27 protein-coding genes are annotated in these 25,760 nt (G+C 73.6%); 15 read left to right on the top strand and 12 right to left on the bottom strand.

Going from position 1 to position 25,760, the window contains the following annotated elements; all coding sequences use genetic code 11:
* Positions 1-2: 2 nt before the first annotated feature.
* On the bottom strand, positions 3-341 hold the full coding sequence (locus tag RZ50_RS18660; protein ID WP_196950451.1) for a hypothetical protein: 339 nt from the start codon (positions 339-341) through the stop codon (positions 3-5).
* Between the two features lie 165 nt (positions 342-506).
* Between RZ50_RS18660 and RZ50_RS18655 the strand changes: the two genes are divergently transcribed.
* From RZ50_RS18655 to RZ50_RS18645, 3 genes are read left to right on the top strand one after another with little or no spacing between them, the layout of a single operon-like run.
* Positions 507-731, top strand: a complete 225-nt coding sequence (locus tag RZ50_RS18655; protein WP_196950452.1) for a hypothetical protein — start codon at positions 507-509, stop codon at positions 729-731.
* A gap of 54 nt (positions 732-785) precedes the next feature.
* Positions 786-1,424 (top strand): endonuclease, encoded by a 639-nt coding sequence (locus RZ50_RS18650; protein ID WP_196950453.1) that lies wholly within the window; start codon positions 786-788, stop codon positions 1,422-1,424.
* Between the two features lie 31 nt (positions 1,425-1,455).
* Complete coding sequence (locus RZ50_RS18645) at positions 1,456-2,613, top strand: AI-2E family transporter (protein WP_374199941.1); 1,158 nt, start codon at positions 1,456-1,458, stop codon at positions 2,611-2,613.
* Positions 2,614-2,619: 6 nt separating this feature from the next.
* On the opposite strand, the gene RZ50_RS18640 is transcribed toward RZ50_RS18645, so the two are convergent.
* The 3 genes from RZ50_RS18640 to RZ50_RS18630 form a co-directional block, all read right to left on the bottom strand.
* Complete coding sequence (locus tag RZ50_RS18640) at positions 2,620-3,003, bottom strand: DUF488 domain-containing protein (RefSeq protein ID WP_196950454.1); 384 nt, start codon at positions 3,001-3,003, stop codon at positions 2,620-2,622.
* A gap of 131 nt (positions 3,004-3,134) precedes the next feature.
* Positions 3,135-4,427 (bottom strand): cytochrome P450, encoded by a 1,293-nt coding sequence (locus tag RZ50_RS18635; RefSeq protein WP_196950455.1) that lies wholly within the window; start codon positions 4,425-4,427, stop codon positions 3,135-3,137.
* 17 nt (positions 4,428-4,444) lie between these two features.
* A complete protein-coding gene (locus RZ50_RS18630; RefSeq protein WP_196950456.1) occupies positions 4,445-5,800 on the bottom strand; it encodes a glutamine synthetase family protein in 1,356 nt (451 codons plus the stop codon).
* 370 nt (positions 5,801-6,170) lie between these two features.
* On the opposite strand from RZ50_RS18630, the gene RZ50_RS18625 reads away from it, so the two are divergent.
* The 10 genes from RZ50_RS18625 (at position 6,171) to RZ50_RS18580 (ending at position 16,236) form a co-directional block, all read left to right on the top strand.
* Positions 6,171-6,359, top strand: a complete 189-nt coding sequence (locus RZ50_RS18625) for a ferredoxin (RefSeq protein ID WP_196950457.1) — start codon at positions 6,171-6,173, stop codon at positions 6,357-6,359.
* Positions 6,360-6,362: 3 nt separating this feature from the next.
* Complete coding sequence (locus RZ50_RS18620; RefSeq protein WP_196950458.1) at positions 6,363-7,571, top strand: NAD(P)/FAD-dependent oxidoreductase; 1,209 nt, start codon at positions 6,363-6,365, stop codon at positions 7,569-7,571.
* 9 nt (positions 7,572-7,580) lie between these two features.
* Positions 7,581-8,387: an acetoacetate decarboxylase family protein gene (locus RZ50_RS18615; RefSeq protein ID WP_196950459.1), complete on the top strand. Its 807-nt coding sequence runs from the start codon at positions 7,581-7,583 to the stop codon at positions 8,385-8,387.
* Positions 8,388-8,488: 101 nt separating this feature from the next.
* Positions 8,489-9,952 carry an aldehyde dehydrogenase gene (locus tag RZ50_RS18610; protein WP_196950477.1) on the top strand — a complete coding sequence of 488 codons (1,464 nt, stop codon included), beginning with the start codon at positions 8,489-8,491 and terminating at the stop codon, positions 9,950-9,952.
* Positions 9,945-10,880 carry a 3,4-dihydroxyphenylacetate 2,3-dioxygenase gene (locus RZ50_RS18605; protein ID WP_196950460.1) on the top strand — a complete coding sequence of 312 codons (936 nt, stop codon included), beginning with the start codon at positions 9,945-9,947 and terminating at the stop codon, positions 10,878-10,880. The genes RZ50_RS18610 and RZ50_RS18605 overlap by 8 nt, the downstream gene beginning before the upstream one ends.
* Before the next feature lie 12 nt (positions 10,881-10,892).
* Positions 10,893-11,738 (top strand): fumarylacetoacetate hydrolase family protein, encoded by an 846-nt coding sequence (locus RZ50_RS18600; RefSeq protein ID WP_196950461.1) that lies wholly within the window; start codon positions 10,893-10,895, stop codon positions 11,736-11,738.
* A 27-nt stretch (positions 11,739-11,765) separates the two neighbouring features.
* Entirely contained in the window at positions 11,766-12,380 is a 615-nt protein-coding gene (locus RZ50_RS18595) for a TetR/AcrR family transcriptional regulator (RefSeq protein ID WP_196950462.1), read from the top strand.
* A 122-nt stretch (positions 12,381-12,502) separates the two neighbouring features.
* Complete coding sequence (locus RZ50_RS18590) at positions 12,503-13,951, top strand: APC family permease (protein WP_196950463.1); 1,449 nt, start codon at positions 12,503-12,505, stop codon at positions 13,949-13,951.
* Positions 13,952-14,029: 78 nt separating this feature from the next.
* Complete coding sequence (locus RZ50_RS18585) at positions 14,030-15,520, top strand: aldehyde dehydrogenase (RefSeq protein WP_196950464.1); 1,491 nt, start codon at positions 14,030-14,032, stop codon at positions 15,518-15,520.
* Positions 15,517-16,236, top strand: coding sequence for a gamma-glutamyl-gamma-aminobutyrate hydrolase family protein (locus tag RZ50_RS18580; RefSeq protein WP_196950465.1), 720 nt, complete (start codon positions 15,517-15,519; stop codon positions 16,234-16,236). The genes RZ50_RS18585 and RZ50_RS18580 overlap by 4 nt, the downstream gene beginning before the upstream one ends.
* 45 nt (positions 16,237-16,281) lie before the next feature.
* On the opposite strand, the gene RZ50_RS18575 is transcribed toward RZ50_RS18580, so the two are convergent.
* From RZ50_RS18575 to rpe, 3 genes are all read right to left on the bottom strand, one after another.
* Positions 16,282-16,854, bottom strand: a complete 573-nt coding sequence (locus tag RZ50_RS18575) for a MarR family winged helix-turn-helix transcriptional regulator (protein ID WP_196950466.1) — start codon at positions 16,852-16,854, stop codon at positions 16,282-16,284.
* A gap of 126 nt (positions 16,855-16,980) precedes the next feature.
* Entirely contained in the window at positions 16,981-17,940 is a 960-nt protein-coding gene (locus tag RZ50_RS18570) for a pirin family protein (RefSeq protein ID WP_196950467.1), read from the bottom strand.
* A 166-nt stretch (positions 17,941-18,106) separates the two neighbouring features.
* Positions 18,107-18,790: a ribulose-phosphate 3-epimerase gene (gene rpe / locus RZ50_RS18565; protein WP_196950468.1), complete on the bottom strand. Its 684-nt coding sequence runs from the start codon at positions 18,788-18,790 to the stop codon at positions 18,107-18,109.
* A gap of 290 nt (positions 18,791-19,080) precedes the next feature.
* Here rpe and RZ50_RS18560 point away from each other — a divergent pair, with 290 nt between their 5' ends.
* Complete coding sequence (locus RZ50_RS18560) at positions 19,081-19,932, top strand: hypothetical protein (protein ID WP_196950469.1); 852 nt, start codon at positions 19,081-19,083, stop codon at positions 19,930-19,932.
* On the opposite strand, the gene RZ50_RS18555 is transcribed toward RZ50_RS18560, so the two are convergent.
* The 5 genes from RZ50_RS18555 to RZ50_RS18535 all read right to left on the bottom strand — a co-directional run bounded on the left by RZ50_RS18555 (position 19,902) and on the right by RZ50_RS18535 (position 24,821).
* A complete protein-coding gene (locus RZ50_RS18555) occupies positions 19,902-20,630 on the bottom strand; it encodes a C39 family peptidase (RefSeq protein WP_196950470.1) in 729 nt (242 codons plus the stop codon). The two genes, RZ50_RS18560 and RZ50_RS18555, sit on opposite strands and share 31 nt — an antisense overlap.
* A 100-nt stretch (positions 20,631-20,730) precedes the next feature.
* The gene (locus RZ50_RS18550; protein ID WP_196950471.1) at positions 20,731-21,762 is read right to left on the bottom strand and encodes a S66 peptidase family protein; all 1,032 of its coding nucleotides are present in this window, start codon (positions 21,760-21,762) and stop codon (positions 20,731-20,733) included.
* 162 nt (positions 21,763-21,924) lie between these two features.
* Entirely contained in the window at positions 21,925-22,911 is a 987-nt protein-coding gene (locus RZ50_RS18545; RefSeq protein WP_196950472.1) for an aldo/keto reductase, read from the bottom strand.
* Between the two features lie 60 nt (positions 22,912-22,971).
* Positions 22,972-23,808, bottom strand: a complete 837-nt coding sequence (locus tag RZ50_RS18540) for an ABC transporter permease (RefSeq protein WP_254802532.1) — start codon at positions 23,806-23,808, stop codon at positions 22,972-22,974.
* Positions 23,808-24,821: an ATP-binding cassette domain-containing protein gene (locus RZ50_RS18535; RefSeq protein WP_196950473.1), complete on the bottom strand. Its 1,014-nt coding sequence runs from the start codon at positions 24,819-24,821 to the stop codon at positions 23,808-23,810. The genes RZ50_RS18540 and RZ50_RS18535 overlap by 1 nt, the downstream gene beginning before the upstream one ends.
* 104 nt (positions 24,822-24,925) lie before the next feature.
* On the opposite strand from RZ50_RS18535, the gene RZ50_RS18530 reads away from it, so the two are divergent.
* Positions 24,926-25,681, top strand: coding sequence for a TetR/AcrR family transcriptional regulator C-terminal domain-containing protein (locus tag RZ50_RS18530; RefSeq protein WP_308271756.1), 756 nt, complete (start codon positions 24,926-24,928; stop codon positions 25,679-25,681).
* Positions 25,682-25,760 lie beyond the last annotated feature (79 nt).

Below are 25,760 nucleotides of genomic sequence, written 5' to 3'. Positions count from 1 at the left end.
ACTCAACCCCGGCCGGTCGCCCCGGTGACCGCGATCCCGTGCGTGGACAGCGCGGCGGCCAGGTGCTCCGGCTCGTCCGGGGTGATCACCGGCTTGACCCGCCCGCCGAGGTCGACCACGAAGGCGACGTCCTTGTGCGGGCGCCCCGGGTCGAGGTTGAAGTAGTGCGTGAAGTCCCCGGAGCCCCAGATCCGCCACCGCCCGCTGAACAGCGTCAGCGGCACCCGCCGGAGCCCGCGGATCCGCCCGTACGGGATGCGCTTGGCGAAACCGAACGGGAAGTAGTAGCGCCGGATGACCAGCTCCCGCTCGGTGCACACCACCAGACCGTCGTCGTACATGCGGCCATGCTAAGGCGCCCGCCGCGCGCCCCCGGCATCCCCCGAACGGCCCTGCGGGGGCCCGGTCGGCGCACAACCATCCCACCGGGCCCGGCCCGGTGGCCGTTCGGGGGGCCCCAGGCTTGCATGGGAGTGACCGAACCCCGGCGATCCGGAGGAAGTCCCGTGTACGAGATGTGGGCCGAGCACGACCCTGCGATATCCCCGCCCTCCGTGGTGTGGCACGTCATGGCGAAGGACGGTTCGACGTCCTCACTCTGCGGGCGGTTCCTCGAACCATCCCAACGCATCACACCGGCGGTGGACGGCACCGGCCCGACGCTGCCGGACCGTTACTGCGACCCCTGCCTGGTCACCGTCCGCGAGACGCTGGCGGCAGCCGACCGGTAGCGCGGCTCACCGGAGCCGCGGGAGAGGGCGTACGCCGATGGGAGGCGCCGGGAGATGACCGTCGACGCGATCACCTCCAGGCTGCTGTCCGAACACGGCCGGACGTACGCCGAGGAGGCCGGGATCAGGCTGCGCGACCAGCCTTCGCCCCTGTACCGGCTGCTGGTCCTCACCGTCCTCTGCTCGATCCGGATCAGCGCCGGCACGGCCACCAGGGCCGCCCGGGAGCTGTCCGCCGCCGGGTTCCGGACACCGCGGGCGATGGCCGACTCCACCTGGCAGGACCGGGTGGACGCCCTCGGCCGGGCCCACTACGTCCGGTACGACGAGAGCACCGCGACCGCCCTCGGCGAGGGCGCGCGGCTGGTCCTCGACCGCTGGCACGGCGACCTCCGCCGGATGCGGGACGAGGCCGACGGCGACCCGGGCGTCCTGCGGGACCTCCTGCGGGAGGTCCCGCGGATCGGCCCGGTCGGCGCGGGCATCTTCTGCCGGGAGGTCCAGGCGGTCTGGCCCTGGCTGCGCCCGTACTTCGACGACCGGGCCTGCCGGGCCGCCCAGGACCTCGGGCTGCCGCACACGCCCCGGGGCCTCGGCGCCCTCGTCCCACCGGAGGAGCACGCCCGGCTGGCCGCCGCACTCGTCCGGGTCAGCCTGTCGAAGGACGCGCTGACCGGCCTGCGGGCCGCATGACGACCGTCGGCCACAGCCAGGGAGGCGGCCCGTGGGAGTGAACCGCGCCGGACCGGAGCGCCGCCCCCGGGCGGCCGCCCGCCCGGCCTCCCGCCCAGGCGGCCGCCGAACCCCCCACCGCTCCACCCGCCCGGCCCGCCCCGCCCCACCGGCGGAGCGGGTGCCGTCCGGGCTGCGGACCGCCGCCGGGTACGCCTGGCGGCTGCTCCTCCTCGGGGTGACGGGGTACCTGTCCGTCATGGTGCTGGGCCAGCTCCAACTGCCGGTCATCGCGCTGTTCCTGGCGCTGGTCATCACCTCGGTGCTGCGACCGTTCGTCGACCTGACGGCCCGGTCGCTGCCCCGCCCGCTCGCCGTCCTGCTGGCCTTCCTCTGCTCCGTGGCACTGGTCGCCGGGGTCCTCGCGCTGGTCGGGACGACCGTCGCCGGCGAGTGGAGCCGGCTGGGCGACGAGCTGCGCGGCGGCCTCGGGCGGATCGACCGCTGGCTGACCGGGGCGCCGTTCCGCCTGAGACCGGGCACCGTCACCGACCTGCGGTCCAAGATCGGCGAGTTCCTCTCCGCCCACCGCTCCGCGCTGCTCAGCACCGCGCTCAGCGGCGCCGGCGCCGTCGTCGAGTTCCTCACCGGCCTCGCCCTCGCGGTGTTCTGCTCGGTGTTCTTCCTGCACTCCGGCGACAGGATGTGGTGCTGGGTGCAGCGCCAACTCCCGGCCCGGGTGCGCCCGGTGTGGGACCGCGCGGGCCGCGCCGCCTGGCGCACCTTCGCCGGGTACACCCGCGGCGTGCTGATCGTGGCGGCGACCAACGCCGCCCTGGTCGCCATCGCGCTGGCCGTCCTGCGAGTGCCGCTGGTGCTGCCGCTGACGGTGCTGGAGTTCGTCGCGGCGCTCGTCCCGCTGATCGGCTCGCCGATCGCGCTGGCCGTCGCCGCGCTGGTCGCCCTGGCCGCCCGGGGCCCGGTGATCGCCCTGCTGGTGCTCGCCCTGATCGTGGTGATCGGCCAGATCGAGGGCCATCTGCTGCACCCGCTGGTGCTCGGCTGGTCGGTGCGGATCCACCCGGTCGTGGTGGCCCTGTCGGTGATCGGCGGCGCCGTCCTGGCCGGGGTGCTGGGCGCGGTGGTGGCGGTGCCGGTGGTGTCGGTGGCCTGGGCGGTGCTCGGCGAACTGCGCGGCCCGGAGCCGTGACGGCGGTCAGTGCCTCTTCGCGCCCCTGCGCTCCTCCCCGGCCAGCCACTCGGCGAGGACGGCGGCCTGGCTGTGGTCGACGTCCTTGGTGGCGGTCAACAGCGTCACCCCGCCGTGGGCGACGAGCTCGCGCAGGTGCCCGGCCGCCTCGCGGTGCCCGGCGTCCCGCAGTTCGGCGCGGTAGCGGCGGCGGAACTCGGTGAAGCGGCTCGGCTCGTGGCCGTACCACTGCCGCAGCTCGGTGGACGGCGCCACGTCCCGCAGCCACTCGTCCAGGTGGGCATCCTCCTTGCGCACCCCGCGCGGCCAGACCCGGTCGACGAGCACCCGCTGCCCGTCCTGCGGGGAGGACTCCTCGTAGATCCGCCGGTAGCCGATCCGTGCGGTCATGACGGTGCCCTCCGTGGTCGGTCGGCCGGCCCTGCTCCGGACCGGCGGGACGGATCCCACGGCTCCACCGTACGCCGGAGCCCCCCGCGCCGCCGCGCGGGCGGTGCGGGGGGGCCGGGGCCGTGACGGCGTCAGGCGAGGGTGACCTCGACGGGCAGCTTCTTGATGCCGTTCACGAAGTTGGAGCGCACCCGGGGGACGTCGCCGACGAGCCTGATGCCCGCCAGGCGCGGGATGAGCTCCTCGAACATGATGCGGATCTCGGTGCGCGCCAGCAGGTTGCCCAGGCACAGGTGGGGGCTGCCCTTGCCGAAGGTGACGTGGTCGTTGTCCCGGCGGGCCACGTCGAAGTCGTAGGGGTTGCCGAAGACCTCCTCGTCGCGGTTGCCGGAGGCGAACCACATGACGACCTTGTCGCCCTCCTTGATCCGCTTGCCTCCGAGTTCGACGTCACGGGTGGCCGTGCGGCGGAAGTGGTAGACGGGAGACGCCCAGCGCAGGAACTCCTCCACCGCCCCGGGGATGAGGGAGGGGTCGTCCCGGAGGCGGGCGAGCTGCTCGGGGTGCTGGAGGAGGGCCAGCATGGAGTGGCTGATGGTGTGGCGGGTGGTCTCGTTGCCGGCGACGACCAGGAGCAGGAAGTAGTTGTCGAAGTCCTGCGCGGAGAGCGGCACGCCGTCGCGCGGGGTCTCGTTGACGAGCCTGGAGATCAGGTCGGTGCCGGTGCCGCCGCGCCGCTGCCGGGCGAGCTCGCGGCCGTACTCGAAGACCTCCAGCGAGGCGGGCGAGCGGAAGGGCAGGTCGCGGTACTTCTCGCTCTCCTCGCTGTGGAGGAGGACGTCGGCGTAGTCGGGGTCGGTGTTGCCGATGATGCGGTTGCCCCAGTCGATGAGCTGCTGGTTGTCCTCCGGGGGCACGTCCAGGAGCCGGGCGAGGACGTTGATGGGGAAGTCGGCGGAGACCTCCTTGACGAAGTCGAAGGTGCCCTTGGACAGGGCGGCGTCCAGCGTGGTGGCGGTCAGGCCGCGCAGGAAGTCGGCGTAGCTGTTGATGACGTTCGCGCCGAACTGCCGCTGCAGGACGCTGCGCAGGGCGCGGTGGCGGACTCCGTCCAGCTCCAGGATGGAGGCGCGCTTCTTGATCTGGTCGTCGTCGAGCTCCTCCAGGTTCACGAACCTCGCCGAGGTGAAGGTCTCGGCGTCCCGGTCGACGCGGGCGATGTCGGCGTGCCGGGTGACCGACCAGAAGCCGGAGTTGGGCGCGTCCTCCGGCTGCCAGTGGACCGGGTCCTCGTGGCGCAGGGTGTGGAACATCCGCCACGGCGTGACGCCGTCGGTGAAGTTGTCGAGGTCGGCCAGGTTCACCTGGTCCAGGGGCATCGGCTCGCGGACGGCACCGGAGGGCACGGTCGGCACGGTGGTCATGGTTGGTCTCCTCGGTCTTACAGGTGGTAGGCGTACTCGGTGAACTCCCAGTCGGTGACGTGCCGTTGGAAGCGTGCGACCTCGTCGCGCTTGTACGAGAGGTAGGCGGCGGTGAAGTCCGCGCCGAGCACCTCGGTCAGGGCCGTGTCCGCCTCCAGCGCGTCGAGGGCGGCGGGCAGGGACATCGGCAGGACGGCGGACCTGGTGGGGTCGTAGCCGTAGCCCTCCAGCGGAGCGGCGGGCTCCTTGCCCGCGATGACGCCCAGGAGCGCCGCCGCGATGGTCCCCGCGATCAGCAGGTAGGGGTTGGCGCTGGCGTCCCCCAGCCGCAGTTCGAGGCGGGAGCCGGAGCCGCGCTCCGGCGGGACGCGGACCATGGCGCTGCGGTTGTCCAGCCCCCAGTCGATCAGCCAGGGCGCGAGGGTGTCGGGGCCGAAGCGCTTGTAGGAGTTGACCGTCGGGTTGGCCAGCGCCGCGAGGGCCGGCGCGTGGTCGAGGACCCCGGCCACCGCGTGGCGGGCGGTGGCGCTCAGACCGTACGGCGCGGACGGGTCGGCGAAGACGTTGCCGCCCTCGTCGTCCACGCAGGACAGGTGGAGGTGGAAGCCGGATCCGCCGGCGCCCTGGAAGGGCTTGGCCATGAAGGTCGCCAACCGGCCTTCCTTGCGGGCGAGTTCCTTGACCGCGGCCTTGAAGCGGAAGGCCCGGTCGGCGGCCTCCATGGCGCCGGAGTGGTTCAGGTTGATCTCGAACTGGGAGCCGTCGAACTCGTGGTTGCCGTTGGTGATGCCGAGGCCGAGGTCGCGCAGGAGACGCAGGGTGCGCAGCAGGTGGTTGTCGCCGTCCGCGCGCAGCCCCGCCGTGTAGACGACGCCCGCGGCCTCGCTGTACCGGCGCCAGCCCTGTGGGGTCCCGGGGGCCGCGTCGCACAGGAAGTACTCCAACTCCGGCCCCACGACCGGGCGGAGGCCGTACTCGCCGCACCGCTCGACGACCGCGCGCAGCAGGTCGCGGGGCGACTCGGGTGCAGGCCGTCCGGTGGCCGGGTCGGTGACGTCGCCGAGGCAGGTGGCGACGCCGGGCTCCCACGGAAGGGCGGTCAGGGTGTCGAGGTCGGGGCGCACGCAGATGTCGGGCAGGCCGGCGTCCAGGCCACCGGCGACGGGGACGACGTCGCCCTGGGGGCTGGTGTGGTAGACGGCGCGACAGAAGGCGAGGCCGTGCTCGCAGGCCGAGGGCAGGTGGTCCAGCAGGACGTCCCGGGCCCGTTCGGTGCCGATGAGGTCGGGATAGGTCACCCGGACCACGTCGATTCCCTGGGCGGCAAGCCGCTCCACGTGGTGGCGGACGGGCGGGATGTCGGATGCGCTCACCGGTGTCTCCTGGGGGAAGTGGGGGCGCCTCCCAGAGCTCGCGGCACTGGGGGAAGGGGGTGCGGCGGCGGCTTCGGACTGCGGGGTGGCGCAGGACACCGCTCGCTCGCTGGTGGCAAACGGTAGGGACGCCGACCGCTCTCCCGCAAGGGGTCTGTCACATAAATTTATCCATCCGGATAGCTCTTGACCGGAAGGCCGGCCCTTCCTATGTTATTTGACATCAAACGATTTGGCGGTCGGTGTCCACCGCCCTCTCGGCGCCCACCGCCCCCGGCCGGAACCCGGCCCCCGCGAGCCCGCGCCCCCTTCCCTCCCCCCTTCCCTCCCCCTTTCCCGACGCTCCCCCACAGTCCCAGGAGGATCGGCCATGAAGGTCGTCGTCGACATGAACAAGTGCCAGGACCACGGCCAGTGCGTCTTCGCCGCCCCCGACGTCTTCCGCTTCGACGACGACGGTCATCTCGCGTACGTCGCCAACCCCGACGAGGGCCTGCGCGCCGACGTCGAGGAGGCCGCCGACGTCTGCCCGCTCCAGGCCATCCGGATCGAGGACTGAACCGTGACCGCACCCATCGTCGTGGCCGGCGCCTCCATGGCCGGGCTGCGCGCCGCCGAACAGCTGCGCGCGGCGGGCTGGGACGGGCCGATCACCCTCGTCGGGGACGAGCCCCACATGCCGTACAACCGGCCTCCGCTGTCCAAGGAGGTCCTGGCGGGCAAGGCGTCCTTCGACTCGCTCGCCTTCCGGCCCCGGGCCAGCGTCTCCGACGCGCGGTGGCGCCTGGGCACCACGGTCGTCCGGGCCGACCTCGACCGGCGGGTCGTCGCGCTCGGCGACGGCGAGACCCTCGCCTACCGGGGGCTCGTCGTGGCCACCGGGATGCGCCCCCGGCGGCTGCGCTGCCCCGGCCCCGCGGGCGGGCGGCACACCGTCCGCACGCTGGACGACGCCCAGGGGCTGCGCGAGGCGCTGACCCGGCCGGGCGTGCGCGTCGTCGTGGTGGGCGGCGGATTCATCGGCTGCGAGGTGGCCGCCACCGCCACCGCCCTCGGCGCCGCCGAGGTCACCGTGGTCGACCCGCTGCCGCTGCCCATGGTCGGACCGCTCGGCGACCTGCTCGCCGGGGCGCTGCTCAGGCGCCACCAGCAGCGGGGCGTGCGCTTCGCCCTCGGCACGGGGGTGACCGCCTTCCACGGCGACGACCGGGTCACCGGGGTCGCCCTGTCCGACGGCAGGGTCCTCGCCGCGGACGTGGTGGTGGAGTCGGTCGGCTCCGTGGCCAACACCGAGTGGCTCGACGGCAACGGCCTGGACCTCTCCGACGGCGTGCTCACCGACGGTCACCTGCGGGTCGGCGGACGTCCGGAGGTGATCGCCGTCGGCGACGTCGCGCGCTTCCCCAACGCCCGGTACGACGGCGTCCCGCGCCGCGTCGAGCACTGGTCGATCCCCACGGACACGGCCAAGCACGCCGCCAGGGTGCTCACCGCGCACCTCACCGGCGCCGACGCCGGTCTCGCGCCGTTCGCCCCGCTGCCGACCTTCTGGAGCGACCAGCACGACTTCCGCCTCCAGTCCTTCGGCGCGCCCGCGCTCGGCAAGGGCGACGTGCGCGTCCTGGACGGCGACCTCGACGGGGACGTCCTGGTCGGCTACCACCGGGCCGACCGCCTGGTCGGCGTCGTCGCCCTGGGCGGCCAGAGCGCCTCCGCGGCCGCCGCCCGCTACCGCGCCGAACTGCTCAAGCAGCCCGCTCCCACCGCGTAAGGAATCCAAGTGTCCAGTGTCCGCGGGTACTTCCACCCCAAGACGGCGACGGGCTCCTCGTCGCTGATCCCCTCGCCGCCGTGGCGCTACTCCGGCGACCTCCTCACCATCGAGTACCGCACCGACCCGGCCCGGGTGCGCGAACTGCTGCCCGAACCCCTGGAGCTCGCCGACGAGGACCCGGGCGCCGTCGCGCTGATCTGGGCCGACTGGCAGTCCTGCTCCGCCTCCGGGCGGGAACTGCTCGACCCGGTGCTCGCCCAGTACAAGGAGGCGTTCGCCGTCGTGCGCTGCAAGTACAGGGGGCACACGTACAGCCGCTGCGTGTACATCTGGGTCGACAAGGACTTCGCCATCGCCCGGGGCCTCCACCAGGGCTACCCGAAGAAGCTCGGGTCCATCCACCAGACCCGCCCGCACCCGTACGGGCCCGCGCCCCGCATCGAGGCCGGGGCCCGGTTCGGCGCCACCCTCGCCGCCGCGGACCGCCGCCTGGCCCAGACCGTCGTCACGCTGCGCGAGCCGTCCGGGACCAACGGATTCGTCAACGGCCACCCGATGGCCCACCACCGCTGGCTGCCCTCCATCGAGAAGGGCAAGGGCCTCGCCCTGGACGAGCTGGTCGAGTCCGGTGCCGCCTCCTTCGAGGGCGGACAGCCCTGGGTGGGCGACGCCGAGCTGGAACTGTTCGAGGCGCCCACCGAGGAGCTGGCCCGGCTGGAGGTCCGCGAGCCCATCGCCGCCTACTACCGGCAGGTCGGCGTGGTGTGGGACGGCGGCCGGCTGCTGGAGTCGAACACCTCCGGCGCCGAGTGAACCCGCGCCGCACCACCGGCCACCAGGACGGACCGGAGCACGCGGACCACTTGGAGCACCCGGATCGCGAGGACTACGAGGACGACGAGGACCACGAGGACATGAGCGAACACACCACCACCGTCGCCGGAGTCGCCGTCGACACCCGGCACTGGATCGGCGGCGAACGCGTCGCCTCCGCCGAGACCTTCACCGACGTCTCGCCCATCGACGGCGGCGTCCTCGGCGAGATCGCCCGGGGCACCGCGGCGGAGGCCGCCGCGGCCGTCGCCGCCGCCAGGGCCGCCTTCCCCGCCTGGGCCGCGACCCCGCGCGAGGAGCGCGCCCGCGTCCTGCACGCCATCGCCGACGGGGTCGAACGGCGGCTGGAGGAGCTGGCCGTCGTGGAGACGGCCGACAACGGCGCCCTGCTGCGCTCGCACCGCCGCGGCGTCATGCCCCGGGTCGCGCACAACTTCCGCTTCTTCGCCGACTGGCTGACGCGGCTCGGCCACGAGGACTTCGACACCCGCGGCCACACCAACCACGTCAGCTGGGACCCGGCCGGCCCCTGCGTGCTGATCACCCCGTGGAACGCGCCCCTGATGCTGGCCACCTGGAAGGTCGCCCCGGCGCTGGCGGCCGGCAACACCGTCGTCCTCAAGCCCGCCGAGTGGTCGCCGCTGACGGCCTCGCTGCTCGCCGACATCGCCGCCGAGGCCGGGCTCCCGGCCGGTGTCCTCAACGTCGTGCAGGGCTACGGTTCCGAGATCGGCGACGCGCTCACCTCGCACCCGGACGTGCGCCGCATCAGCTTCACCGGGTCCGTGCCGACCGCCCAGCGGATCTCCTCCTCGGCCGCCGCCAACCTCACCCCGCTCAGCCTCGAACTGGGCGGCAAGTCCCCGCTGCTGGTCTTCGCCGACGCCGACCTGGACCTCGCCGTCGACCTCGCCGTGGAGCAGTACGACAACGCCGGCCAGGTCTGCCTGGCCGCCACCCGCATCCTCGTCGAGGAGACGGTCGCCGAGGAGTTCACCCGCCGCTTCGTCGAGCGGGCCGCGCGTCTGAAGCAGGGCGACCCGCGCGACGAGGCGACCGACATCGGCCCCAACATCCACCCCCGCCAGCTGGAGAAGATCGACGGCTTCGTGCAGCGCGCCATCGCGGCCGGTGCCCGCGCCGTGATCGGCGGCAAGCGGCTGGAGGGCCAGTACTACGCGCCGACCCTCCTCACCGACGTCGCCCAGGACTCGGAGGTCGTCCAGGAGGAGGTCTTCGGCCCCGTCCTGACCCTCCAGACCTTCGGCGACGAGGCCGAGGCCGTGCGCCTGGCCAACGACACCCGCTTCGGCCTGGCCGCCACCGTGGCCACCGGCGACGCGGCGCGCGCCGGACGCGTCAGCGGGCAGCTGGTGGCGGGCACCGTCTGGGTCAACTGCTTCTTCGTCCGGGACCTCCAGGCCCCGTTCGGCGGCTCCCGCCACTCGGGCGTCGGCCGCGAGGGCGGCACCTGGAGCTTCGACTTCTACTGCGACCTCAAGAACACCGTCACCTCGCCGAAGGGCTGGAAGGACCATGGGTGAGATCGTCGGGGCGGGCCTGCTCGCCCACGTCCCCACCATCGTGCTGCCCGAGAGGACCAGGCTGGAGCTGAACGAGGGCAAGGAGATCACCCTCGTCACCGGCCTGCGGCAGCTGCGCCGGGAGGTGTTCGAGCGCGACGACTACGACACCGTCGTCGTCCTGGACTCCCACTGGGCGACCACCGTCGAGTTCGTCGTCACCGCCCAGCGGCGCCGCGCCGGCCTGTTCACCTCCGAGGAGCTGCCGCGCGGCATGTGCCGCATGCCCTACGACTACCCCGGCGACCCCGAACTCGCCCGCAACATCGCCTCGTTCGCCGACCGCCACGGCACCTGGATCACCCCGATCGACGACGCGTACCTGCCGGTCTACTACGCCACGATCAACCTCTGGAAGTTCCTCGGCGAGGGCCTGCCGGACAAGCGGTGGGTGACCATCGGCGTCTGCCAGACCGGCGACATGGAGGACCACCTGCGCCTGGGCCGCGCGCTGGCCGACGGCATCGCCGCCACCCCCGGCCGGCGCGTGCTGCTGATCGCCTCCGGGGCCCTCTCCCACACCTTCTGGCCGCTGCGCGAGCTGCGCGACCACGAGTCCGGCGACCCCTCGCACATCTTCACCCCCGAGGCGCGGGCCGCCGACGAGGAGCGGATCGCCTGGTTCAAGGAGGGCAGCCACGACAAGGTGCTCGACACCATGGACGAGTTCTGGAGGTACAAGCCCGAGGCCAGGTTCTTCCACTACCTGATGATGGCCGGCGCCCTCGGCGAGGGGGCGTGCACCGCGAAGGCGCGCCAGTACGGCGAGTACGAGAACTCGATCGGCACGGGCCAGGTCCACCTCTGGTTCGACCGTCCGCAGGACGGCTGGACGGGCGCCGGCCTGCCCTCCTCCCCCGGTCCCCGCAACCCCCACAGCCTCGCCTAGGAAGGCCCCGCCATGCCCGAGTACCGCCGCATCCTCCTCGACGGCGCCGCCGTGGAGACCGTTCGCGACGGCGACGACCTGGTCGCCGGCGACGGCCGCCGCGTCGCGATCGCCGACGCCCACCACCTGCCGCCGGTCGTCCCGTCGAAGGTCGTCGCCGTCCACCTCAACCACCGCAGCCGGGTGGAGGAGTTCCGGATCGGCCTGCCCGACACCCCCACCTACTTCCACAAGCCGACCTCGGCGCTCAACTCCCACCGGGGCGCGATCGTCCGCCCCGAGGGCTGCAAGTGGCTCAACTACGAGGGCGAGGTCGCCATCGTCATCGGCAGGACCGCGCGCAACATCTCCCCCGCCGAGGCCGGGGAGTACATCGCCGGCTACACCGTGGCCAACGACTACGGCCTCCACGACTTCCGGGACACCGACGCCGGCTCCATGCTCCGCGTCAAGGGCTCCGACACCCTGTGCCCGCTCGGCCCCGGGCTGGTCACCGACTGGGACTTCCGCGGCAAGCGGCTGCGGACGTACGTCAACGGCGAGGTCGTCCAGGACGGCTCCACCGACGAGATGACCTGGGACATGCACTACCTCGTCGCCGACATCGCCCGCACCATCACCCTGTACCCCGGCGACGTGCTGCTGTCCGGCACCCCGGCCAACTCCCGGCCCGTACAGCCCGGGGACGTCGTCGAGGTGGAGGTGGAGGGGCTCGGCCGGCTCACCAACCACGTCGTCACCGGGCCGACCCCGATCCGCGCCGACGTGGGCGCCCAGCCCACCGAGTCGGAGGAGGTGCTGTCCACCGCGCTCGGCGGCGACTGGGAGTTCCGCGGCATCAGGCCCCCGAAGCGCTGACCGATGGGCCCCGGTAGGGTCGATCACATGACCGAACCCGTCAAGCCCACCGTCGAGCGCGGCCCCCGCAAGCGCGTGACGAACTACGGGACGGGACGGACGGCCCTGCTGGACGCCGCCGTGCGCGTGGTGGCCCGGGGCGGTCTGCGCAAGCTCACCTACCGGGCCGTCGCCCAGGAGGCCGGAGTCACCCACGGGCTCGTCGTGCACCACTTCGGCTCGCGCGACGCGCTGATCGAGGAGGCCGTCGCCCACGCCGTCCACTCCTCGCTGAGCGCCAGCACGCTCGGCGTCGGCACGGGTGGCGTGGCCGGCTTCGCCACCGGTCTCGTGGACATGGTCGAGAGCGGTCCCGAACTCCAGGCGTTCCAGTACGAGTTGCTGCTGGAGGCCCGGCGCCGGCCCGAGCTGCTGCCGCACCTGCGCAGCCTCTACGAGGAGTACTTCGAGGCCAGCCGGAGCGAGCTCGACCGCATCCTGCCGGGCCCGGTGAGCCGCGGCATGTCCCGGCTCGCCTTCGCCGCGCTGGAAGGCCTGGTGCTGCACCAGCTGGTGTTCGGCGAGAGCGAGGCCACCGAAGAGGCGCTGGCGGAGCTCAGGGGCCTCCTGGCAGGGCTGGCCGAGGAGCAGGACGGGCGCTGACCGGGGCACCGACCGGGATTCCTGCCTCCCGACCCCTTGTCAAACGGATAGTCGCACCCCACGATGAGGCAACTCGTTTGACCTGAAACGACTTCCCCCACATCTTCTGGCAGGTGATCCGAGTGGACAGTCAGACGGCCCCCTCCGAACGCACCGGACGGGACGCCCCCACGGCAGCCACACTCAAGCCCAACGCCCTGGGCGTCCTGGGCATCCTCTTCTTCGTACTCTCCGGCCAGGCCCCGCTGACCGGCATCGCGGGCGCCGCCCCGATATCGGTCGCCATCGGCAACGGCTCGGGCACCCCCGCCGCCTACGTCGTGGCCGGGGCCGTGATCCTCCTCTTCTCCGTCGGATTCATCGCGATGGGCCGACACGTCGTGGACGCCGGCGCCTTCTACACCTACATCGGCACCGGCCTCGGCCGGACCCTCGGCGCGGGCAGCGCGGGCGTCGCCCTGTTCGCCTACTGCGTCATCCAGGCCGGCATGTACGGCCTGTACGGCTCGATCGTCAGCGGGCTCGTCTCCGACCACACCCCGCTCCACCTCCCCTGGTGGGTCTACACGCTGGTCACCATGGCCGTGGTGCAGGCCCTCGGCTCCCTGGGCATCGAGATGGGCGCGCGGGTCCTCGCCGCCTTCGTGCTCGCCGAGTTCAGCATCCTGTTCCTCTTCGGCCTGGTCACCCTGGTCAAGGGCGGCGGGCCCGAAGGACTCGGCGTCGCCGACAGCTTCTCCCCCTCCGCGGCCCTGCAGGGCGCACCGGGCGTCGCCGTGATGTTCGCCCTGGCCTCGATGTTCGGCTTCGAGGCCACCGCCATCTACGGCGAGGAGGCCAAGGACCCCAAGAAGACCGTGCCGAGGGCCACGTACCTCTCGGTGACGGTGGTCACCGGCTTCTTCGCCCTCACCTCGTGGATGCTGATCTCGGCCTACGGGGCCTCGAAGGCACCGGCGGCGGCGGGCAGGGCCCTGGAGAGCGGCGACTCCGCCGGGTTCGTCTTCGCCCCCGTCACCGACCTGTTCGGCGGCTGGCTGGGCGGCGTCCTGCCCGTCCTCCTGGCCACCTCGCTGTTCGCCGGCGTCCTGACCTTCCACAACTCCGCCAGCCGCTACCTGTTCTGCCTCTCCCGCGACCGGCAGCTGCCCGCGCGGCTGTGCCGGCTGAACGCCCGGCACGCCCCGGCGAACGCGGGCCGCGTGCAGACCCTCATCGCCGCGCTCCTGGTCGTCCCCTTCGCCCTGGCCGGCAAGGACCCGGTCCTCACCCTCTTCTCCTGGTTCAGCGGTCTCGCCGTCCTGGCGATGATGCTGCTCTACCTGCTGACCTCGGTGTCGGTCGTGGTGTTCTTCCGCCGCCGGCGGGTGGACACCCGGGTGTGGAACACGGTGATCGCCCCCGTGCTGGGGGCGCTCGGCATCGCGGGCGCCATCTGGCTCATCCTGGCCAACTTCACCACCCTGATCGGCGGCGAGGCGAGCACGGCCCTGTGGCTCGTCCTGTCGGTGCCCGTCGTCATGGCGCTGGGCGTGGCCAACCACCGCATCCGGCGCCGACGAACCGGCTGACCCCCTCACCTCCGGCGCGCGCCCACGGGCCGGGCGCGCGCCACCCCTTCCGTCCTGCTCCGCTGTCTGGAGGACCGCATGACCCCCGCCACCCACGACGACTGGCTCCGCCGGGCCGAGACGCTGAAGCCGGTCGGCACCCACCTGATCGACGGCGCCGAGGAGACCGGTGGCGGCGGCACGTTCCCCGTGGTGTCGCCCCGCGACGGCCGGGTGCTGGCCCAGGTCGCCGACGCCGGCGCGGCCGAGGTCGACGCGGCCGTCGCCGCCGCGCGCCGCGCCTTCGACCACGGCCCCTGGCCGCGCCTGTCCCCCGCCGAACGGGGCCGCGTCCTGCTGCGGTTCGCCGACCTCGTGGAGGAGCGGCGGACGGAGCTGGCGCTCACCATCAGCCTGGAGATGGGCAAACCGGTCACCGAGGCCCACGACATCGAACTGCGGGCCGTCGTCGGCACCTTCCGCTGGTACGGCGGGCTCGCCGACAAGCTCACCGACGAGTCCCCGCACACCGCACCCGACGCCCTCGCCCTCGTCACCCGGGAGCCCGCCGGCGTCGTCGGCGCGGTCGTCCCCTGGAACTTCCCCCTCACCCTGGCCGGCTGGAAGATCGCCCCGGCGCTGGCCGCCGGATGCACGGTCGTCCTCAAGCCCTCGGAGAACTCGCCCCTGTCGGCGCTGCTGCTCGGACGGATCGGCCTGGAGGCCGGGCTGCCCCCGGGTGTGCTCAACGTCGTGGCCGGCGACGGACCGGTGGCCGGACGGGCCCTCGGCCTGCACCCCGGCGTCGACGTCCTCGCCTTCACCGGCTCCACCGCCGTAGGCCGCCACTTCCTGCGCTACTCCGCCGACTCCAACCTCAAGCGGGTCTGGCTGGAGCTGGGCGGCAAGTCGCCCAACATCATCCTGCCCGACGCCCCCGACCTGGAGAAGGCCGCGGCCACGGCCGCCTGGGGCATCTTCTTCAACCAGGGCGAGATGTGCACCGCGCCCTCCCGGCTGCTCGTCCACACCTCCGTCGCCGAACAGGTCACCGAGGCCGTCGTGGAACGCGCCCGCGCCCTGTGCGTGGGCGACCCCCTCGACCCGGCCACCGAGATGGGCGCCCTGGTCGGCGAGAACCACCTCGACCGCGTGCTCGGCCACGTCCGCGCGGCCCTCGACGACGGCGCCCGGCTGCGCGCGGGCGGCACCCGCACCCTGGCCGACACCGGCGGCGCCTACCTCGAACCGACCGTCTTCGACCGGGTCGCCCCGGACAGCCGCCTGGCACGCGAGGAGGTCTTCGGCCCCGTGCTGTCCGTCCTCACCTTCGACGACCTCGACGAGGCCGTCACCCTCGCCAACGCCACCGACTACGGCCTGGCGGCCGGGCTGTGGACCTCCGACCTGTCCACCGCCCACACGGTCTCCCGCGCCCTCAGGGCCGGTACGGTCTGGGTCAACTGCTACGAGGAGGGCGACCTCACCGTGCCCTTCGGCGGCATGAAGCAGTCCGGCAACGGGCGCGACAAGTCCGCCCACGCCCTGGAGAAGTACACCGAACTGAAGACCACCTGGATCCAGCTGTGACCCACCGCCCGCTCATCGCCGTTCCCGCCCGCTTCGCCGCCACCACCTCCGCCCTGCGCTACGCCGCCGAGGTCAACGCCCGCGCCCTGATCGAGGCCGTCTGGCGGGCGGGCGGCGAACCCGCCACCCTCCACCCGCACGCGCCCGGCGGCACGGCCGACCCCGCCGAAGTCGCCGCCCGGCTCTCCCGCTTCGACGCGCTGCTGCTCCCCGGCGGCGGCGACATCGCCCCCCACCGCTACGGAGCGCCCGCCGCCCACGAGGCCGTCTACGACGTCGACGACGAGCAGGACGCGTTCGACCTGGAACTCGCGCGGCAGGCCCTCGCGGGCGGGCTGCCGCTGCTGGCCGTCTGCCGCGGACTCCAGGTGGTCAACACGGCCCTCGGGGGCACCCTCCACCAGGACATGGGCGGCCCCGAGCGCGAGCACCGGCACGTCCGGCACCGCGTCTCCTTCGCCCCCGGCTCCGCCCTGAGCGCCGCCACCGACGCCGACGGCGCCGAGGTGTCCTGCTACCACCACCAGCACGTGGACCGGCTGGGAGAGGGGCTGGCCGTCACCGCCCGGGCCGCCGACGGGACCATCGAGGCGGTCGAACTCCCCGGGCGCGAAGGCTGGTTCGTGGCCGTCCAGTGGCACCCGGAGGACACCGCCCACGAGGACCCGGCGCAGCAGCGGGTCTTCGACGCGCTGGTGCGGGCCGCTCTATCCTGATCAGTCCTGCCCGGATCAGCTCTGCCCTGATCAGCCGCGTCCTGATCAGCCGCGGGCGCGCCGGCCGCTGCGGCGCGGGGCGGGCTCCTCACCGTTCAGGAGCGAGCGGCGCCGGTCCTCGCCCTCCTCCTCGACCTGGAGCACCACGCGCCGCAGCCCGTCGGCGAGGCTGACGCACTCCGCTTCGCTCAGCCGCGAGGTGACGAAGGACTCCTCGTCGTTGAACGCCGGGAACACCTCGCGCATGAACTCCTCACCGTCCTCGGTGAGCGCGAGCAGCACCAGCCGCCCGTCGGTGGGGTGGCTGGTGCGGCGCAACAGGCCACGCGACTCCAGCGTCCGGGACACCCCGGTCAGCGTCCCCTTGGAGATCCCCGCCTCCTCGGCGACGTGCCGCGTCTCGGACTCGCCCCAGACCCACACCACCCACAGCACCACGAAGGCCGTCCAGGTCAGGTCCGATCCGCGCAGGACGGAGTTCTCCAGGTGCTGCCGCACGGCGGACGCGGCCCGGTAGATGTTGGCCACCGCGGCCATCCGCTCCCGGCGGATGGAGATGCCGCCGAGCTTCGCCTGAACGAGCCGCTCCGCCTCGTTGATGGACCGCTGGCTGGGCACGGGTGCTCCCTCGTCTCGCCGTCATCGCACAGGACATGGCCTGAGCCACCGACACGGAGGTTTGGGCCCGTACCAGCGACTCAGGCATCTTAGATGGCGATATCCACCAAGCGGCCTTCCGCCGCCTCAGCGCTCTCGACCGCGCACCTTCAGGGGGATCGACGGAAGTTCCGGAGCCCGCAGTCGGGCACCGTCGTAGCCGTGGACCTCACCGAACCGGGAGCCCTTCTCCCAGTCGTTCCGCGCCCGTACGATCTCATCACCGGATCGGCCGATGAAGTTCCACCACATGACGATCCTCTCCTCGAAGGGCTCGCCGCCGAGCAGCAGGACGGCGCCGTCGGTGCGGGCGAGGAGGGGGAGTTCGCGGCGGCCGCAGCCGAGGTAGAGCATCGAGCCGGGTTCGACCGGGACGCCGTCGACGTCGATCCGGCCGGTCATGGCGAGGACGGCGTACTCGAACTCGGGGAGCAGCGGGAGCCCGACGTCCGTCCCCTCGGTGAGGGCGAGGTCGGCGCCGACCAGCGGGCTGTGGGTGGTGCCGGGCGAGGTGGCGGTGTCGAGGGTGCCGAGGATGACGGTGGCGTGCAGGCCCCGGGCGGTGACCACGGGCAGCTCGGGGTGGTGCTCGAAGGAGGGGGCGGTGTTCCGGTGAGCGTCCGGGAGGGCGACCCAGAGCTGGGCGCCGTGCAGGTAGCGGGCGTGCGGGCGCGGGGACTCCTCGGAGTGGGAGATCGCCCGGCCGGAGGTCATCAGGCCGAGTTCGCGCGGCCGGACGGTCTGGAGGCTGCCGAGGCTGTCGCGGTGCAGCACCTCGCCCTGGTGCAGCCAGCTGACCGTCTGGAGGCCCATGTGCGGGTGCGGCGGGACCTGCATGCCGGGCGCCTCGGCGATGTCGTCGGGGCCGTAGTGGTCGACGAAGCACCAGGCGCCGACCATCCGGCGGCCCAGGTTGGGGAGCAGCCGGCGGACCACCGTGCTCTCGCCGAGCGGGACCTGCCGTCCGGTCAGCAGGTCCTTCACGGGGCCGCTGCTGGCCTCGCCGCCGCAGCTGGTCGGGGCGGGTTTGAGGTCGAGGTTGCTCATCGCGGTTCCACCACCGTACGGGGAGGGGGGTCGTCGGACGGCGCCGTCACCGATCATCCATCACGGTCCGACGATCCTCCACCCGGGCCCAGCCGTCCAGCGGACCGGGCCCGCCTTCGGTGCCTCAGCGGCAGCGTCTCAGCGGCGGCGCCCCGGCGGCGGCGCCTCAGTGCTCGCAGGCCCACCAGGCGTCCGCCGACGCCTTGGCGGCGAGCTCCCGCAGGTTGCGGACGGCCTCGGCCGGGTCCTCCGCCCCGTACACCGCGGAGCCGGCCACGAACACGTCCGCGCCCGCCTCGGCGCAGCGCTCGATCGTGTTCGCCGCGACGCCGCCGTCGACCTGGAGCCACAGTTCCAGGTCGTGCTTGGCGATCAGCTCCCGGGTGCGGCGGATCTTGGGCAGCATGATGTCCAGGAAGGCCTGGCCGCCGAAGCCGGGCTCGACCGTCATGATCAGCACCATGTCGAGCTCGGGCAGCAGGTCCTCGTACGGCTCGATCGGGGTGCCCGGCTTGAGCGCCATGGAGGCGCGGGCGCCCTTGGCACGGATCTCGCGGGCGAGACGGACGGGCGCGGCGGCGGCCTCGACGTGGAAGGTGACCGAGCCCGCCCCGGCCTCGACGTACTGGGGGGCCCAGCGGTCGGGGTCCTCGATCATCAGGTGGCAGTCGAGCGGGGTGTCGGTGGCCCGGGCGAGCGACTCGACCACCGGGACGCCCAGGGTCAGGTTGGGCACGAAGTGGTTGTCCATGACGTCCACGTGCAGCCAGTCGGAACCCCGGACGGCCTCGGCCTCGTCGGCGAGCCGGGCGAAGTCCGCGGACAGGATGCTGGGGTTGATCTGGGCCATGACCGACTACCTTCGTACGAGGGCTTGCGAGGGCTGGCGCGCGCCGGGAGCGGGCACCTCGCCCCATCATCTCGCGCCGCGCCACCGCCGGGTGCACCCCCCGGTCTCCGGGTGACCCTCATCACACCCCTCCCCGGGTTACCCGGGCACCCCCATGGTCATCAGCTCTTGAGCGGTTCACGCGCCCGCCCGGACGGCCCGGCACCCCGCCGCCCCGGCGGCCGGCGGGCCGCCCCGACCAGCCGAGCTCCCCGCGCCCGCCCGGAGCTCCGTCCGAGGAGGGTCTCCCGATGAGCGATCTCGTCCACCCCGCCCGCGCGCTGTGGTGGCTCTTCGAGCCGGTGCACGCCGTCACCTACTTCCTGCCCGAGGGCCGGGCCGCCTTCGAGGAGGCCGGGCTGCGCGGCAGCTGGCGCGGCTACTTCGCCAGCCGCTCGGCGCCGCTGGGCGCGGTGGACGCGCCGCCGGTGATCGCCGCGTTCTTCAACTTCGCCCCGGCGATGGTGGAGCGCGCGCTGCCGTCGGTGTGGACGTTCGCGAGCCCGGAGGAGACCCTGACCGCCCGGCTGAAGGGCTCGGCGGCGGCGCTGGCCCGGCTGCTGGAGTGCGTGGACCCGGCGCAGGTCGAGCTGGTCGCCGACACCCTGGAGCAGGCCGCCGCCCGGCTGGACTGCGCCGGCCGGGTGCTGGCCTCGGCCAACGCCGCGCTCCCCCGGCCGACCGGGGTGTACGAGCGGCTCTGGCAGGCCGCCACCGTGATGCGCGAGCACCGCGGGGACGGCCATGTCGCCGCGCTGGTGGCGGCCGGGCTGGACGGCTGCGAGGCGCTGGTGATCCGCTGCGCGATGGACATGCGGCGCGACCAGATCCAGCCGGTGCGCGGCTGGACGGACGCCGAGTGGGAGGGCGCCGCCGAGCGCCTGGTCGAGCGCGGCTGGCTGACGGCCGGCGGCGCGGTGACCGAGCTCGGCCGGATCCGCCACCAGGCCCTGGAGGCGGCCACCGACCTGGCCGCTGCCCGGGTGTGGGAGGACTACCCGCGCGCCGAACTCGACCGGCTGGCCGCCGCGTTGAAGCCGATCTCGGCGCTCTGTCGCAGCCAGCTGCCCTTCTACCCGGTCGGGCTGCCGGACAACACCTGACGGTCGGCGCCGGGCGGGCCGAGGACGATCCCCCGCCCGGCGTAGAACCGCTCGAAGGCCCGCCACGGCACGCGCGCGAAGGCCTGCGACTCCCCCGGGAAGCCGGAGGGGTTGTGGATCACCAGCGCCGTGTCCGTGGTGCCCACCGCCAGCACCAGGTGCCCGCCGCGCCGGACCGGCTCCGGCCCGGCCGGTTCCCGGATCGACGGGTGCACCGACACCATCACCAGCCGCCCGCCGACCACCTCGGCCGCCACCTGCGCGGGCGTCAACTCCCGTGCCCACGCGGCCAGTCCCCACCGCCGCTGGACGTAGTCGGCGAACGGCGCGTGGACCAGCCCGCGCAGGCTCTCGCCGTCCCGGACGTACGCGCCCGCCGCGACGCACTCGGCCGCCAGCGCCATCGCCGTCGGGGTCACGCCCCACCAGTGCTCCAGCGCCATCCGCAGGCAGGCCACCCCGCACAGCCGCCAGGACCACCAGGCGTACTCCTCCGGGGTGGCCGCCCCAGACTGCCCCCAGCGCGGGTCCCGCGCCGCGTCCAGCTGCCCGTCCACGATCGCCCGCACCAGGTCCGCCGACTCCCACTGCGCCCGGTACGGCACCTCGTGCACCAGCCGCGCCTCCCCCGCCTCCCCTGCCTCCCGCGTCTCCCGTGTGTCCCACGTCTCCCGCGCGGCGTCGCCCTGTTCGACCATCCCCCGACGCTCTCACGCCGGGACGGCCGGACGTACCCACGACACTCCCGACGCCCCGGGCCCCGGGCCCCCGGGGGCCGCCGAAGCGGAGGTGGCCGGCTCAGGCCAGTGTCTGGGTGAGTTCGCTCCGGACCGCCGTGTGGACGATCCGGCCGTGGGCCCCGTTGACGATCGGCAGGTGGGGCGGGATGTGGCCGCACTCGACGTCGGCGATGATCGGCACGTTCAGCGGGCCGAGCGCGTCGAGGACGGCCTCGCGCTGGCTGAGCGACGCGTTGTCCGGCGCGCCGGTGCGGCCGACCAGGACGGCGTTGGCGCGGTCGAAGAACCCGGCGAGCCGCATGCCGTGCAGGTTGCGGCAGATGGTGAAGGCGTCGTCGCCGCACGCCTCCACGTACACCAGGAGTCCCTCGGGGGACTCGCGGTCCGCGAAGGCGGAGGTGTCGAGGTAGCGCGTCCCCGCGAGGTTGCACAGCGTCTCGATGCAGCCGCCGATCAGCCGGCCCTCGGCCGTCACGTCGCCGGTGCCGTCGAGGCGGCTCCAGCCGCCCCGCCCGTCGAGGGTGTACTCGCGCAGTTCGGGGTGGGTGGCGATGTCGTCGAAGGTGGTGGGGCGGCGGTGGCGGCCGGGCGGGGTCTGGGTGAACCGGTGCCCGGCGGGCGCGGTGACGAGGTCGAGCCAGGAGAGCAGCCCCTCGGGCACCCGGAAGGGCGTGTCCATGAGGTTGTTGCCGTGGAGGGTGGCCGTCCCGGTGAGCAGCGTCAGCGGGGTGATCAGGGTCGCCAGGTCGGAGTACCCGACCAGCCAGGTCGGCTCGGCCGCGCGCAGCCGGTCCCAGTCGAGCAGCGGCACCAGGTCGATCGCGGTCTCCCCGCCCCAGGGCGGCACGACGGCCCGGATGCCGGGGTCGGTCAGCATCGCCGTCAGCTCCTCCGCCCGGGCGGCGGCCGGGGCGCTGACGTGCCCGGAGCCGTCCATGCACGCGCCCATGACGACCTCGTAGCCGCGCTCCTCGACGGTGCGGACGGCGAGGTCGAGGCGTTCGCGCATGGCCTCGGAGACTCCGGAGGACGGGGCGGTGACGCCGATGCGGTCACCGGGGCGCAGGGGGCGGGGGAATCGAACGGACATGCGCCGGATTCTGGCACGGCGCCCGAGCCGGAGGGCACCGGCCCCGGTCCCGGCCACGCAGCCGGGGCCGGGGCCGGGAGCCGGAGCCGGGGGCCGGAGCCGGGAGCCGGAGCCGGGAGCCGGAGCCGGGAGCCGGGGCTGGGCCCGTTATCCGGGAAGGTCCTACCAGGCGTAGTCCTCCGGGGCCGGCTGGTGGCCGGGGAAGATCTCGTCGAGGCGGTCGAGGGTCTTCTGGTCGAGCTTGAGGTCGAGGGCCGCGATGGCGGCGTCGAGGTGGGCGGGGGTGCGCGGGCCGATGATCGGGGCGGTGACGGCCGGGCGGGAGAGCAGCCAGGCGAGGGCGAGGTCGGCGGGGTCGGCGCCGAGTTCCGCGGCGAGGTCCTCGTAGGCCTGGATGCGGTCGCGGTGCTTGGCGAGGAGTTCGCTCGCGAGGCCCATGGCGCTCCGCGCGCGGGTGCCCTCGCGCTCCTTGCGCAGGACGCCACCGAGCAGTCCGCTGCGCAGCGGGGACCACGGCAGCAGGCCGAGGCCGTAGTGCTGGAGGGCGGGGATGACCTCCAGCTCGATGGCGCGGTCGAGCAGGTTGTAGAGCGACTGCTCGCTGACCAGGCCGAGGAAGTGGCGGGAGCGGGCGGCCTCCTGGGCCTGGGCGATGTGCCAGCCGGCGAAGTTGCTGGAGCCGACGTAGATGATCTTGCCCTGGGCGACCAGCAGCTCCATCGCCTGCCAGATCTCCTCCCACGGCGTGGCCCGGTCGATGTGGTGCATCTGGTACAGGTCGATGTGGTCGGTCCGGAGCCTCCGCAGGCTGGCCTCGACGGCCTTGCGGATGGCGAGCGCGGACAGCCTGCCCTCGTTGGGCCAGTCGCCCGTGTCCCCGTAGACCTTGGTGGCGAGCACGGTGCGCTCGCGGCGGCCGCCGCCCTGGGCGAACCAGCGGCCGATGATCTCCTCGGTACGGCCCTTGAGGTTGCCCTCGCTGTCGCGGCCGTAGACGTTGGCGGTGTCGAAGAAGTTGATGCCGTGCTCGTGGGCGGTGTCCATGAGGCGGTGGGCCTCGGCCTCTTCGGTGTGGGGGCCGAAGTTCATGGTGCCGAGGCAGAGGCGGGAGACGGTCAGGCCGGTGCGGCCGAGGTGGGTGTACTCCATGGCGCCCACCTTCTGCCGCACCGACCCCCGGTGTCCAGCACATCCGGCGGCCCTCGCGGATCACCGCCCGTGCGTGGCGAACTTCCGTACGGCCAGCGGCCCGCAGACCGCGAGCAGGACGGCGCTCCAGAGCAGCGTGGCCGTCACGGCGTGCTGCATCGGCCAGGCCGAACCGGGCGCGGCCGGGTTGCCGAAGAGTTCACGGGCCGCCTCGACGACGGAGCTGATCGGGTTCCAGTCGGCGACGACCCGCAGCCAGCCGGGCATGCCGCCGGTGGGCACGTAGGCGTTGGTGACCATCGCCAACGGGAAGACGACGACGGACAGTTGTCCTGCCGCCTCCTCCCTGCCGACGGCCAGACCGAGCAGTGTGCCGGCCCAGGTCATCACGAACCGGAAGAGCAGCAGCAGCGCGAACGCCCCCAGCGCGTCGGCGAGTCCGTGCCGGGCGCGCCACCCGGCGGCCAGCCCGACCAGGGCCAGCAGCGCCAGGACGACCACGCTGACCAGCAGGTCGGCGAGGGTCTGGCCGAGCAGCAGGCCGGTGCGGGAGACCGGCATCGAGCGCAGCCGGTCGGTGACCCCGCGCCCGACGTCCCGGGCGGCGCCGACCATGGTGGGCATGATGCCGTTGGTGGCGACCATGGCGAACAGTCCGGGCATCAGGAACTCTCGGTAGTCCCCGCCGCCCGGCACCCGCATGGCGCTGCCGAAGACGTACCCGAAGACCACCACCATGACCACGGGCACGCCCAGCGAGGCGGCCAACAGCCCGGGCGAGTGGCGGTAGTTGAGCAGGACGCGGAGCATCGAGGTCCAGGTGTCGGAGGCCAGCCGGCCCCCGGCGGACGGGCGGGCGGCGGGGTGAGCGGCGACGGGGTGCACGGCGGTGGCCATCAGGCGGCCCTCCCCGTGGCGGCGCTCTCCTGGGTGGCGCCCTCCCGAGTGGCGCCCTCCCGAGTGGCGCCCTCCCCTGTGAGCGCGAGGAACACGTCGTCCAGCGAGGGCCGCCGCACCGCGACGTCCTCGGCGACGATCCCGCCGCCGTCCAACTCCCGCACCAGCGACGGCAGGAGGACGGACACCCCGGGCGTCGTCAGCACCGTGACGGTCCGCTCGGCGAGGTCGATCCGCGCGTCGCCGCCCGAGAGGGACGACAGGACCACGGCGGTGGCGGCGAGCTGCGCCGGATCGGCGAGGGTGACGGACACCTGGCTGCCGATCGCCGCCTTGAGGCGGGCCGGCGGGCCGGTGGCGATGGCGGCGCCGTGGTCGACGACCACGACGTCGTCGGCGAGCCGGTCGGCCTCCTCCAGGTACTGGGTGGTGAGCAGCACGGTGGTGCCGCCGTCGGCCAGCTCCTTGACGGTGTTCCAGATCTCCTGGCGGCTGCGCGGGTCGAGCCCGGTGGTGGGCTCGTCCAGGAACAGCACCGGCGGGCTGGTGACCAGGCTGGCGATCAGGTCGAGGCGCCGCCGCATGCCGCCGGAGTAGGTGCGGACCAGCCGGTCGCCGGCCTCGGCGAGCCCGAAGCGGGTGAGCAGTTCGTCGGCGCGCTCCCGGGCCCGGCGGGCGCCGAGGCGGTGCAGCCGGCCGAAGAGGTGGAGGTTGTCGCGGCCGGTGATGCCCTCGTCCAGGGCGGCGTGCTGCCCGGCGAGGCCGATCGCCCGCCGGACCTCCTCGGCGTCGCGGACGGCGTCGTGCCCGGCGACCCGGACCGTCCCCCGATCGGGGGCGACGAGCGTGGCGAGCACGCGTACGGCGGTGGTCTTGCCGGCGCCGTTGGGGCCGAGGAGGCCGCAGACGGTGCCGGCCGGGACGGTGAGGTCGAGGCCGCGCAGGGCCTCGGTGGAGCCGAAGCGTTTCTGCACGCCCGCCATCTCGATGGCGGGCCGGGCGGTGTCGGACATGGCTCTGCCCTTCTCTAGGTACAGCGTACGTAGAAGCGCGCTTGGGTGCCATCGTACTACGTACGCCGTACGTATCTAAGATGGGTGAGCGAGGTGATCTTCCAGTGCCGTCCAGCAAGCCCCCCACCGGCTCCGACAACCCGGGCTCCGACGACCCCGGGCGGCCGGGCAAACCGGTGCCCCCCGACGCCCCCGAACTGATCTGGCTGCGCCCCGAGCGCACCGGCCGCGGCCCCCGCCCGGCCCACAGCCGCGACTCGATCGCGGCGGCCGCCATCGGGATCGCCGACACCGAGGGCCTGGACGCCGTCTCCATGCGCCGGGTCGCGGCCGCGCTCGGCGCGGGCACCATGTCGCTCTACAACTACGTGCCGAAGAAGGAGCACCTGCTCGACCTGATGCTCGACGCGACCGCCGCCGAGTACCGGCTACCGCCCGAGCCGAGCGGCGACGTCCGGGCCGACCTCACCGACCTCGCGCACGCGCAGCTCGCCATCTTCCGCCGCCACCCCTGGCTGCCCGCCCTGGTCCTGGCCCGCCCGAGCATCGGCCCCAACGCCCTGCGCTACACCGACCACTTCCTCGCCGTCACCGCCCCCACCGGCCTCGGCGGCGGAGCACGGATGGAGGCGATGGCTCTGTTCAACGGCTTCGTCTGCCAGTTCGCCCAGTACGAGCAGACGGCCGCGGCGGGCGCCAAGTGGCAGGCGGAGCTGGTCGGTTACCTCACCCAGGCGGCCATGAGCGGCGACTACCCGAACCTCGCCCAGGCCTTCGCCACCTCCGGCTCTCCCGCCGACCCGGACCAGACCTTCGACCGCACCCTGCACCGGGTGATCCTCGCCATCCTGACGCCGTAGGACGGCAGTCGGCCGCGGGTGCGGCGGCCCGGCGCCGACGCCGGACCGCCGCGCGGTGGGTCGCCGCACGGTGGACCGC

This window comes from Kitasatospora sp. SUK 42, assembly GCF_015776785.2.
In the GTDB taxonomy this organism is placed as follows: Bacteria; Actinomycetota; Actinomycetes; order Streptomycetales; family Streptomycetaceae; genus Kitasatospora.
This window is presented reverse-complemented; position numbering and strand designations above follow the sequence as displayed.